This window comes from Herbaspirillum lusitanum, from assembly GCF_026127345.1.
GTDB lineage: Bacteria > Pseudomonadota > Gammaproteobacteria > Burkholderiales > Burkholderiaceae_D > Herbaspirillum > Herbaspirillum lusitanum.
Genome location: NZ_QXFG01000006.1, coordinates 1 through 10995 on the forward strand (window position 1 = coordinate 1; position 10995 = coordinate 10995).

The window sequence follows — 10995 nt, forward strand, 5'->3', positions numbered from 1 at the left end:
GCTTCTGGCCGATTGCAGTCACTCGATATTCAACACTGCGGTATCACTATGTTGATTGTGAATTGCTGCCAAACCTCGTAAAAAATCATCTAGTTGCGCAGGATGGGATCGCAGATGAAGTTTTCCTTCGTTGGCAACTTTCTTCCCGTCACAGTCGAAAAATTGCGACTGCAAATGTGCGGTGATGATCAGCATCCCTCGCGCATTGAATTTCAGCAGAAAATGACAAGCCCCTGCAGCGAATTGCGGATCAAACTCTCCGAACCGTAAGTCATATTGGCTGCCAGGAGCCTCCCCCTTGAATGCCTCCAAGGCTAAAACAAGCTGGCCTAGTTGTTCGTGCCCTGCATAGACTTCAGTCTGAAATCGGGAGCGGCCTTCATTGATTTCGATTCGTAGTTCCAGCAGATCGTCATCCGACCATATCTTGGTGAAACATATTCCTGCATTCATTTCATTCTCGTTCTCAGGATGGCCGCCTCTGGCCGATTGCGGACTAACAGTTGATCGGGCCTAATTCGAAATAGGTATCTTGCTTGAAAGGGATTGTCTGCGGTCCGTAATTCACTCCGTTTACCGAAACCGATGGGAGTTCGACAGTCCCACGTATGAGTCCCGTAGGTAATCTAGAAAAACGGTTTGGCTTTCCATTTTCCATGACGGTAAAGAAATACCATACGTGGTCTCCATTTTTACTTCCTCCCATCAACGGCCCCAAATTATCAGGTGATGAATACGGGTCAGGTAGTGCTCGTAACTCTTTAGGATAGACGGCACCAATCGAGCCTTGCCGAGCTGCGATGAGTTTTCCTGAGAAACCAACGAATTTTGCGTCCCCTGAACGGCCTTCGATTTTGATTACGTTGTCAGTAAGTTGAGCGACCTCACCTGCAGGAACATGCAAGCCCAATCTCAATGTTCCGGTGATATTCAGAGATATGTAGATGCCGTGAAACGGGTAGTAGATAACAGAAGTCGCCCCCGCACCACCAAAGCAACTACTCCTAAAGTATTTGGAGTCCGGTGCTTCCAGACGTGAGTAGAGCAACGTGTGCGGAATGCAACCTTGGAGCAAGGTTCCAACGACGGCAATTATGGCTATTCTTTTTTTCATGTGGGCCTGTTGATTTGAGTGTCGGCTCCTGGCCGGTTACGGACATTCGGCGGCGTTTCGTTCCTTGAATAGTCCAAGTTACAGCCGCTCGCCAAAACATGATGATGAGAATCCATGCCGGCCAATAGAAGTATGGTCGCCTGCACCTTCCTGGTTGCGGGAACGAAGCTGCGACGCTACTGATCGATGAAAGAGCACCTGCCCCATTTCGCCATTTTGTTGAAATCGTACTGAGTACCAGAAAAAATTTTCTGTCGAATACGCCAGCCATCTTTCTGTAGAGTTTTAACGGTAACGTTCACAATATTATGTGACATGTCCCATATCTCCTCTTTTTCGCAGACTTTTTTCACACCGCGGATATCCGAAATGAATTCGAAACTAAACATGGCTCGGTCCGCCGCCTTATTCAGTGTGAGAAGCCGCTTTCTCTTTTTGTCTACACGGAACATTCCAAGATACTCGCCCCACGTGAGTCGAGTCAAATTTGCATCCAAGATGTAGGCCTGACTAGCGACGTCGTATGTGTAAACATCATAAGAGGCATAGCCGTAACTACCATTGTGGCCATTCTGAATTGCGATATCGTCGTGCCCGTCGAAATTGAAATCTCCCACAACGACGTCACCGCTCGTTTCATTGGCAACCCGATCCTCGTCTGGATTGGAATTGCTGCTTGCGCCAATGACGAAATCCTCCGAATGGAAGTCAGCGATTTTCTTTTGGCTGCTCAAATGGAACAACGCAATGTCTGCCGGTCCTTCGCAGCCATATTTATCACACCGGTCCATTAGAATTTTCGCAGAGTACTTACCTGAGATCTCTGGTATCACAATGCTCCACGCATAAACCAATGGCGAGGTGAAAAATATCCAAAAAAGGAATAGCCCGTTTATTGCACACTTGCGATTCGAGTTCATCTTACCCACGCGCGGCCGATATTTGGGCGCAATAGGCATACGATGCCGATCCCGATTCCCATAAAACAGATGATGAGATATAGCGAGACTCTGATGATTTTTTTTGGAATTAGCATCGAGATTAGTGTTTATGGATCGATTTGAACTCTTTTTTGAATAGCCCTGCGAGATTACAAAAGACATGTCTACCTAGGCTATACGAAAATAGATCGTGAAGCTCTTCCATTATGCTTGTCGAGTGTCAGCTTCTGGCCGGTAGCGGACAACAATGTTGACGTCAACGACTTACACCAACGGCTTGGCCATCTCCGTGGTTGAGGACCAGCCGCTTTTTTCATATAGAGGACGCCCGGCGTTAGTTGAATGTAGAATCGCGAAAGTTAGTCCACGTTTCTTAAATTCAGCATCGGCCATTTTCATCAACAAGTCTGCAATGCCACGGCGACGATATGCAGGCTCTACGTACACGTTGAGTACATAGCCGCGCTTGTCCTGATATGGATGAGATGGGTGAGGTGGCCAATCAATTTCCATCAAGCCGATGCCGGCTACGACGTCATCTTTGTCAGTAGCAAGAAATCCAAAATAGCTACCATCTACAATTCTGGGTTCCAACCAATTTCGAAAATTAGGCGCCATCGCAGCCAGATCTGTTTCATCCCGACCCGCCTCTCGAAACATCAATTCCCGATGTTGGCAGATTAAATTCAAGTCGTCAGAGCAGATATCACGAATTTCCATGTTGCCTCTCTCTTCAGTTTCTTCGCGTGGGATGATTTTTTAATGTCCGAAACTGACCCGTAGCGGACACGAGCGAAATTCACGACATTGCAGGCGCCTCGGCTGAATTTCCTGCCTCTGCATTCTGCCGCAATCTGGAATATTGGCCCGGCGGCATGCCGGTATGGCGGGTGAAGGCGACCGTAAACGTGCTTGATGAACTGTATCCGACCAGCGCTGCCACCACTGTTATTGATTTTTTTTGATCAAGAAATTTTTTGGCCAATGCCATCCGCCAAGACAGCAGGTAGTCCATCGGCGTGACGCCCAGCGCCGTGCTGAATCGCTGGAAAAAAGTGGAGCGCGACAGCGCCGATTCTTTCGCCAGGAGCGCAACGGTCCAAGGCTCTTCAGGACTTTCATGAATGCGACGGATCGCGTTCGCCAGCCGGGTATCCGCGAGACCTCGCAACAGGCCGGGTGACGTTACCGCGTTGTTGGACGAGCGTAACGCCTCAATCAGCAGAACTTCCAGCAGGCGTTCGAGCACCACGTCTCGCGCGGGCCGCTGCGAACGTGCTTCATCGATGGCCAGCTGAACCAGTGCCGTCAAGCGGACATCGCCTCGAATGAGGATGACCTTCGGCAGCAGCGTCAAAAGCAAAGTGGCGTCCGGCGAAGTCAGTTGACAGAAGCCCACCAGCGATCGCACATCCGCTTCGGCTGATGCCGAGCCATTGCGATGTTCGCCGTTTTCCAGCACCACGGGTTCGGATTGCCATTCATCCTCGAGAGGGACGTCGAAGCTGCTCGCCGAAAATGTCGACATGGAGGGGATCAGCAGGAAATCGCCAGCTTCGGCGACCAGCTGCAACTCGTCGACCGTATAACGGATTTTTCCTTCCAGCACGACGCAGCAGAACAATGGCGCTTCTTCCAGTTTGCCGCGCACTCCCCAGCGTCCTGCCCCGGTCACTATTTTCGTATAGGACATCTTGGGCTGGAGAAGAGTGACAACGGACGTCAGGGGGTCAACCATGTCGGACTCTCGCAAACAAATTTAAGACTTTGGATTGTAGATGGTTTTGTTCATGCCAGCTATTGTCGTGCTTCTCCTGACAATGAAAGGATTCACATGAAAACCGTTTTAATCACAGGCTGTTCTTCCGGCTTCGGTCTGGAAATCGCGAAGTATTTTTTGGACCGTAACTGGAAAGTCGTCGCCACCATGCGTACGCCGAATGACGACGTGTTGCCGAAGTCCGCGCATTTGCGCATCCTGAAGCTGGATGTCACCGATGCAGAAAGCATCCGTGACCTGGTCAAAGAAGCCGGGGCGATCGACGTCCTGGTCAACAACGCCGGCGTTGGCATGCTGGGGCCGTTCGAGAGCACTTCGATGGATTCCGTACGTGAAGTATTTGAAACGAATACCTTCGGTACGATGGCCATGACGCAGGCATTTCTGCCTCAGTTCCGGGCCAGCAGGTCAGGTGTCGTCGTGAATGTGGCTTCGAGCGTGACGTTAAAATCCTTGCCGTTGCTTCCCGTCTACACGGCCAGCAAGGCAGCGATTGTTGCATTCACGGCATCTCTGGCGCTGGAGCTGCAGGAATTCAATATCCGCGTAGGCGTGGTGTTGCCGGGAATGGCGCCGGAAACGGCGTTTGCCAGCAACGCACATGCGAGAGTTGCGAAAGCGTTCCCTGAGGATTACGCCGCCACGATGAATGCGGTGCTGTCGGGATTTCAAAATTACACTGGTGCAGTGACGCATTCGGCAGATGTGGCGGAAGCAGTCTGGCAGGTCGTGCAAGACGGTCCGACCGGATTCCGCGTGCCGGCCGGCGCGGATGCGGTGGAATGGTTTAACGAGGTTGGTTAGCGCCAGCGCCGGGACATGGGAATGCGATGTTTGCGGCAACGCAGGCCAGCAAGCCTGCGCCGCGCCATCGCAAGGGAGGGGCAGATCTTGCAGGTGAAATACATCGGCACTATCCTTGAGAAACCGGATCGAAAACAAGCGGGACCGCCATCTGGCATTCTGCATCCGGCAGGAGCGTTGCCGGCGACAGGGGCTCGCGCGGTTCATCTGTCGCATTCGTTTTCCCCTATTTATCTACCCATTCAGGAGACCCGACATGACCAGCAAAAACACACTCTGTCTTTGGTACGACGGCGCCGCGTTGGAGGCCGCGCAGTTCTATGCCGCGACGTTTCCCGACAGCGCCGTCGGCGCAGTCCATCATGCGCCCGGCGATTATCCTTCCGGGAAGGAAGGCGACGTCCTGACGGTGGAGTTCACAGTGCTGGGCATTCCTTGTATCGGACTCAATGGCGGCGCCGCGTTCCGCCATAGCGAGGCATTCTCGTTCCAGATCGCCACCGATGACCAGGAAGAAACCGACCGTCTATGGAATGCGATCGTCGGCAACGGCGGGCAGGAGAGTGCCTGCGGCTGGTGCAAGGACAAGTGGGGCTTGTCGTGGCAGATTTCGCCGCGGGTACTCACGGATGCGGTCATGGGCTCCGACAAGGCTGCCGCCAAACGCGCGTTCGACGCCATGATGAAGATGCGAAAAATTGACGTCGCCGCGATCGAAGCCGCCGTGCGTGGCTGAATTGTTCGCAGCAGGATTTCTTCGTACTGTGGTTTTCAGGTGGACTCGCCCGGGGCCGCCGTCAGTGCACGCCGGACACTTCCAGTAAGGAATTGCTGATTCTAGCGTCAGCGGATTACTGCTTCAATCACTTCTCTTCTTTCAACTCAAGCAGGCGCGCATTCAGCCGCCCCGGCAGCAGCGTCAGCTGCACAATCTCTTCGCTGCTCCAAGCTTTGAATAACTGATCGCCAAATTGCTTGCGCACCGGCTCGGGGGTGCGCAGCACTTTTTTCCCCGATGCTGTCAAAGAAATGAATTTGGCGCCGGGACTCCCGGTCGTTGTGTGCTCGACAAGTCCCGCTGTTTCAAGGCACGCCGATTTGCGAGCCAGGCGAGTCGAATGCCTGCTTTGCTTCAGGAAACCAGTTCAGGATAAAACAAACATGACCGACCCGGTAGACAATCGCCCCGAGGCGACGCAGAACCCTCCAGACGCAGATCCGACGAATGACAAGCCGGCGAACGGCAAGCCGAAGAAAAAAATGAGTCCGCGCGCCAAACTGGTCTTGCGCTCGCTGCTGGTGGTTGTGCTGATCGTGATCGTCGCCTGGTTCATTTATTACGAATTGCGTGGCAAGTATCTGGAGAGCACCAACGATGCCTTCGTCTACGCCGACAGCGTGACGGTCGCGCCGAAGGTCTCCGGCTATGTCGAGCAAGTGTTCGTCGTCGATAACCAGGACGTCAAGGCCGGCCAGCCGCTGGTGCGCATCGACGCACGCGACTACGCCGCGCAGTCCTCGCAGTCGAAGGCGCAGATCGACGCCGCCACCGCCAGCGAAGACGCCGCCAAGGCGCAGCTGCAGGAGCAGAAGGCCGCGATCAGCCAGGCGCAGGCGCAACTGAGTTCGGCGGAAGAAGATGCGCGCTTTGCGGCGTCCGAAGTGGAGCGCTATACACCGCTGGCCGCCAGCGGCGCCGAAACGCGTGAGCGCCTGACTACCTTGCGCAACCAGGCGGCGCAGGCGAAGTCCGCCGTGGCGTCGCGTCGCGCGGCGCTGGAAGCAGCACGACTGCGGGTGCATTCGATCGAGGCGCAGGTGCGCCAGGCACGAGCCCAGGGCGAAACGGCGCGGGCGCAATTCGACGCCGCCAACGTCAATCTCGGTTCCACCCAGGTCACTGCCAGTGTGGCCGGCCGCATTGGCGACAAGCAGGTGCGCGTCGGTCAGTTCGTGTCGGCCGGCACGCGCCTGATGACGGTGGTCCCGAGCGACTTTTACGTGGTCGCCAACTTCAAGGAAACCCAGATCGGCAGCATGCGCACCGGCCAGCCGGTGGCGATCAAGGTGGATGCCTTGCCGGGGACAAAATTCAAGGGCCATGTGGAAAGCATCGCCCCCGGCACCGGCGCGCAATTCTCGCTGCTGCCGCCGCAGAACGCCACCGGCAACTTCACCAAGATCGTCCAGCGCGTGCCGGTGCGCATCGCTGTTGACGCTTCGGCGGAAGACCGCAGGATCTTCGTCGCCGGCTTGTCGGTGACGGCCGAAGTCGATACCGCCGCGACGGAGCGTACGCATTGAGCTCGCCGGCCGCCTCACCAGGTACCGGTCAGACATCCGGCCAGACATCCGGTCGGAAAGCCGACGCCAGTGCCTGGCTGGCGGTCGCCGCCGGCACGCTCGGCGCGCTGATGGCGACGCTGGACATCTCCATCGTCAATTCTTCGCTGCCCACCATCCAGGGCGAGATCGGCGCCAGCGGCACTGAAGGCACCTGGATCGCCACTGCGTATCTGGTGGCGGAAATCATCATCATCCCGCTGTCTTCCTGGCTGGAAAAACTGCTCGGCTTGCGCACGCTGTTGCTGGCGGCGGCGGGTCTGTTCACGCTGTTCTCGGTGATGTGCGGACTGTCGACCACGTTGCCGATGATGATCGTCGGCCGCATCGGCCAGGGCTTCACCGGCGGCGCGCTGATTCCGACCGCCATGACCATCATCGCCACGCGCCTGCCGCGCGAACAGCAGCCGGTCGGCAACGCCTTGTTCGGCGCCACCGCGATCCTCGGCCCGGTGCTCGGCCCGGTGCTGGGCGGCTGGCTGACCGAGAACGTCAGCTGGCATTATTCCTTCTTCCTCAACGTGCCGGTCGGCATCGCGCTGATCACCTTGTTGCTGGTCGCGGTGCCGTATGAACGGCCGAAGGTCGAGCTACTGGCCGAGGCCGACTGGCTCGGCATCCTCGGGATGGCGCTTGGCCTCGGCGGCCTGACGGTGGTGCTGGAGGAGGGCGAACGCGAACAGTGGTTTTCCTCGCCGGACATCCGCTGGCTGGCGGTCGTCTCTCTGCTCGGCTTCATTCTGCTCGCCATCGGCCAGTGGCGAGCCAGACATCCGGTGATTCAGTTGCGGTTATTGCGCGATCGCCAGTTCGGATCGGTGGCGTTGATGGCGATGGCGGTCGGCGTGGCCTTGTACGGCACGGCGTACGTGATTCCGCAATTCCTCGCCGGCATCGCCGGCTACAACTCGCTGCAGTCGGGCGTGATCGTGCTGCTGTCGGGCGTGCCGATGATCTTGATGATGCCGTTCACACCCTTGCTGATGCGCACCGTCGACATCCGGCTGGCGGTTGGTTTCGGCTTGCTGTTGCTGGCGGCGAGCGCCTTCATGGAAACCGATCTCAGTCCCCTGTCGTACGGCGGCTCGTTCGTGGCTTCGCAACTGATGCGCGGCATCGGCACGGTGCTGGCGATGCTGTTCCTGAACCAGGCGGCGATCCGGTCAGTGCCGCCGTCGCAGGCCGGTGATGCGGCGGGCATCTACAGCGCCGCGCGTAATCTGGGCGGCTCGCTGGCGTTGGCCAGCATCGCCGTGATTCAGGATCAGCGGCTGTGGCTGCACAGCCGCCGCCTTGAAGAAAGCATTTCCGCCAACGCCGAGCTGGTGCAATCGAGCATGGCGACGCAGGCGCATCTGCTGGGCGGGCCAGACACCGCGATACGCCTGCTCGGTTCCACCATCCAGATGCAGGCGCTGACGATGACTTACGCCGACCTGTTCTGGCTGCTGGGCGTGGCGATCCTGTGCATCACGCCGCTGGTGCTGTTCTTGCGGCCTTTGCCGACCAACGCCGCACCGGTTGCGGCTCATTGAAAAACATCATGCGAACATTTCCTCTCTCTCAACTTGTCTCACTCGCGTGCGTCGCGGCACTGGCCGGTTGCGCACTCGGCCCCGAATACGCAGGACCGCCCGATGCCGCTCCGGCGGCATTGCAATCGGGCCGTTTCGTGCGCGCTCAGGATGCCGCCAGCGCGGAAGCACCCGTCAATCGCTGGTGGGAAGCGCTCGGAGATCCGGTGCTCAACGATCTGGTGCAGCGCGCGCTCGACGCCAATCCCAATCTCGGCATCGCCCGCGCGCGTCTGCAGCAGTCGCGCGCCGCGCTCAACCTGGAACAGGCCAATGCACTCCCCAGCGTCGGCGCCTCGGCGCTGGCGGGACATGCGCGCCTGCCGCCGATCAATCTGGGTAGCTCATCGGGGGCATCCACTTCATCCGGCTCGTCCACCAGCCTGAACCTGTACAGCCTCGGTTTCGACGCCACTTGGGAAGCCGACTTGTTCGGCGGACATCGTCGCGCGGTGCAAGCCGCCAACGCCACCGCCGAGGCGGCGGAAGCATCGCTGGCCGACGTCCAGGTCAGTCTCGAAGCGGAGGTCGTGAATGCCTACATCAACCTGCGCGATCGCCAGCGCCGCATCCGGCTGGCCGACGAATCGATTCGTGCCCAGGAGCAGATGGCGACGCTGACGCAGCAGCGGCTCGAGCGCGGCACGGCCTCCAATCTCGATCTGATCCGTGTGCGGAATCAGCTCGACGGCACACGCAGCGACCAGGTGCCGCTGCAGGCCGACCTGGAATCCTATTTGAACCAGTTGGCCACGCTGGTGGGGCAGGAGCCCGGCACGCTGGATGAGATGCTTGTCGCCAACGCAAATGCGGAAAATGCAAAAAATGCAGTGCCCTTGCCGCCCGCGCAAGTCGCGGCAGGCGATCCCCAGGCGTTGCTGCGGCGGCGTCCCGACATCCGTGCCGCCGAGCGTACGCTGGCCGCCGACACCGCCAAGATCGGCCAGGCGGAAGCCGCACGCTATCCCAGCCTGAAGCTGTTCGGCGTCATCGGCCTGGGCGGCACGCATCCGTCCGATCTGACAAAACTCGATGATTTCACTGCGGTGGCGGCGCCGATGCTGAGCTGGAATTTCCTCGACTTTGGTCGTGCCAAGGCGCGCGTCACGCAAGCCGAGCGCGTGCGCGACGAAGCCGAGATCAAGTATCGGCAATCGGTGCTGGAAGCCTTGCGCGATGCCGAGGATTCGCTGTCGCGTTTCCGTTACGGCCGCGTGACGGTCGCCACTGTTGCGCGCACCAAGGCATCGGCCGACCGTGCGCTGGACCTGGCGCAGCAACGCTACCGGGCCGGCACCGGCACCCTGATCGACGTGCTGGACACCACGCGCCAGCAACTCTCTGCGCAGCAGAATCTGTCGCAGGCCGAGGCGGCGCTGACGCGCAGTTTTGTCGGCATCCAGAAGGCGCTGGGTTTGGGTTGGGGGAGTTGACGGATGATCAACTTTTCATGAGGCAGGTTGTAACAACTGTAAGGGAATGTTTGCAGGCGTCGGGCGGCCGAAACTATTGAGAGAGAATGCGGCTCGAACAGCCGTCCGTATTCCATTGCTGCTAAAGCAGCGACCTTATTTTTAACAAGGACCCGCATCATGAAAACAATCCAAAAAATCACAGTCATTTCCATCACGGTCTGCGCGCTGGCGGCGATGAGCGGTTGCAGCAATATGTCGCGACGCGACAAGAACACGGCGGTGGGCGCCGGCATCGGTGCGGTTGCGGGCGCGGTCCTGACCGGCGGCAGCGGTATCGGCACCGCCGGCGGCGCTGCAGTCGGCGGCGTGATCGGGCATCAAATCGGCAGATAAGGCAGTTTTGCTTCCATGAAGATCAACAAGAAAGAGGACCTCGCGGTCCTCTTTTTTTTGCCTCAATCCGCTTGTACCGGCGTCGCCGCAGTTTTCCCGACTACCGTGGTCCACGGCCGCACCTGCCATTGGGTCACTACGCCGTTGAGCACATAGGGATCCTTGTTGGCGAAATTCTCGGCGACTTCCGGCGAATCGCCGGTGAACAACAACAAGGCCTCATCTTCCGGATCGGCCAATGCGCCGCCGAGGATCAGTTCGCCGCGTTCGCTGGCTTCCTAGGCGAATTTGAGATGCTCGCTGCGAAACGGCTGTTTGGCGGTCTTGCTGTCTTTGACGAAGCGATAAAACAAGGCGTAATGCATGGCGACCTCTTTTTAGTGACGACAATGGGATAGCGTAAATTGTACGCTGACATTCCGCTGAATTTCATTGCGCTTCAAGAGCGCTTCAAAGCCCGCTTCAGCGCCCCTTTCACGGCTGTGTTCCTCAGTTGCAGTTTCAATAGGCGTCGGGTAACATCATTCGTCCGTCATGCCGGACGAATCAGGAAAATAACCGGCGGCGGCATTGTAGTGCTGTTGGTTTGCGACAATAAAAATAGTCGCCCGCAAGCCGCACAAAAAAAGAA

12 protein-coding genes and 1 pseudogene are annotated in these 10995 nt (G+C 57.7%); 6 read left to right on the forward strand and 7 right to left on the reverse strand.

Translation table 11 applies throughout. The annotated features are described in order from the left end of the window. Window positions 1-18: 18 nt before the first annotated feature. The 5 genes from DXT88_RS06945 to DXT88_RS06965 all read right to left on the reverse strand — a co-directional run bounded on the left by DXT88_RS06945 (window position 19) and on the right by DXT88_RS06965 (window position 3793). Window positions 19-453: a hypothetical protein gene (locus DXT88_RS06945; protein WP_265212212.1), complete on the reverse strand. Its 435-nt coding sequence runs from the start codon at window positions 451-453 to the stop codon at window positions 19-21. 43 nt (window positions 454-496) lie between these two features. Continuing rightward, the gene (locus DXT88_RS06950; protein WP_265212214.1) at window positions 497-1114 is read right to left on the reverse strand and encodes a hypothetical protein; all 618 of its coding nucleotides are present in this window, start codon (window positions 1112-1114) and stop codon (window positions 497-499) included. Between the two features lie 176 nt (window positions 1115-1290). Further along, complete coding sequence (locus DXT88_RS06955) at window positions 1291-2073, reverse strand: FG-GAP repeat protein (protein WP_265212216.1); 783 nt, start codon at window positions 2071-2073, stop codon at window positions 1291-1293. A 246-nt stretch (window positions 2074-2319) separates the two neighbouring features. Further along, a complete protein-coding gene (locus DXT88_RS06960) occupies window positions 2320-2775 on the reverse strand; it encodes a GNAT family N-acetyltransferase (protein ID WP_016834491.1) in 456 nt (151 codons plus the stop codon). Between the two features lie 79 nt (window positions 2776-2854). Next, window positions 2855-3793, reverse strand: a complete 939-nt coding sequence (locus tag DXT88_RS06965; protein ID WP_265212219.1) for a helix-turn-helix transcriptional regulator — start codon at window positions 3791-3793, stop codon at window positions 2855-2857. A 96-nt stretch (window positions 3794-3889) separates the two neighbouring features. On the opposite strand from DXT88_RS06965, the gene DXT88_RS06970 reads away from it, so the two are divergent. Continuing rightward, window positions 3890-4639: an SDR family oxidoreductase gene (locus tag DXT88_RS06970; protein ID WP_265212221.1), complete on the forward strand. Its 750-nt coding sequence runs from the start codon at window positions 3890-3892 to the stop codon at window positions 4637-4639. A 256-nt stretch (window positions 4640-4895) separates the two neighbouring features. Beyond that, entirely contained in the window at window positions 4896-5375 is a 480-nt protein-coding gene (locus DXT88_RS06975) for a VOC family protein (RefSeq protein ID WP_016834488.1), read from the forward strand. Between the two features lie 127 nt (window positions 5376-5502). Here DXT88_RS06975 and DXT88_RS06980 read toward each other — a convergent pair whose 3' ends face one another. After that, entirely contained in the window at window positions 5503-5643 is a 141-nt protein-coding gene (locus DXT88_RS06980) for a hypothetical protein (RefSeq protein WP_157137855.1), read from the reverse strand. 157 nt (window positions 5644-5800) lie between these two features. Between DXT88_RS06980 and DXT88_RS06985 the strand changes: the two genes are divergently transcribed. From DXT88_RS06985 to DXT88_RS07000, 4 genes are all read left to right on the forward strand, one after another. Continuing rightward, entirely contained in the window at window positions 5801-6943 is a 1143-nt protein-coding gene (locus tag DXT88_RS06985) for an HlyD family secretion protein (RefSeq protein ID WP_265212224.1), read from the forward strand. Continuing rightward, on the forward strand, window positions 6940-8517 hold the full coding sequence (locus DXT88_RS06990) for an MDR family MFS transporter (RefSeq protein WP_265212226.1): 1578 nt from the start codon (window positions 6940-6942) through the stop codon (window positions 8515-8517). Before DXT88_RS06985 ends, DXT88_RS06990 begins: the two co-directional genes overlap by 4 nt. Window positions 8518-8525: 8 nt before the next feature. Continuing rightward, window positions 8526-9989, forward strand: coding sequence for an efflux transporter outer membrane subunit (locus DXT88_RS06995; protein WP_265212229.1), 1464 nt, complete (start codon window positions 8526-8528; stop codon window positions 9987-9989). 159 nt (window positions 9990-10148) lie between these two features. Further along, complete coding sequence (locus tag DXT88_RS07000; protein ID WP_053196311.1) at window positions 10149-10364, forward strand: glycine zipper 2TM domain-containing protein; 216 nt, start codon at window positions 10149-10151, stop codon at window positions 10362-10364. 62 nt (window positions 10365-10426) lie between these two features. Here DXT88_RS07000 and DXT88_RS07005 read toward each other — a convergent pair. Continuing rightward, window positions 10427-10729, reverse strand: a pseudogene (locus tag DXT88_RS07005) (YciI-like protein). Window positions 10730-10995 lie beyond the last annotated feature (266 nt).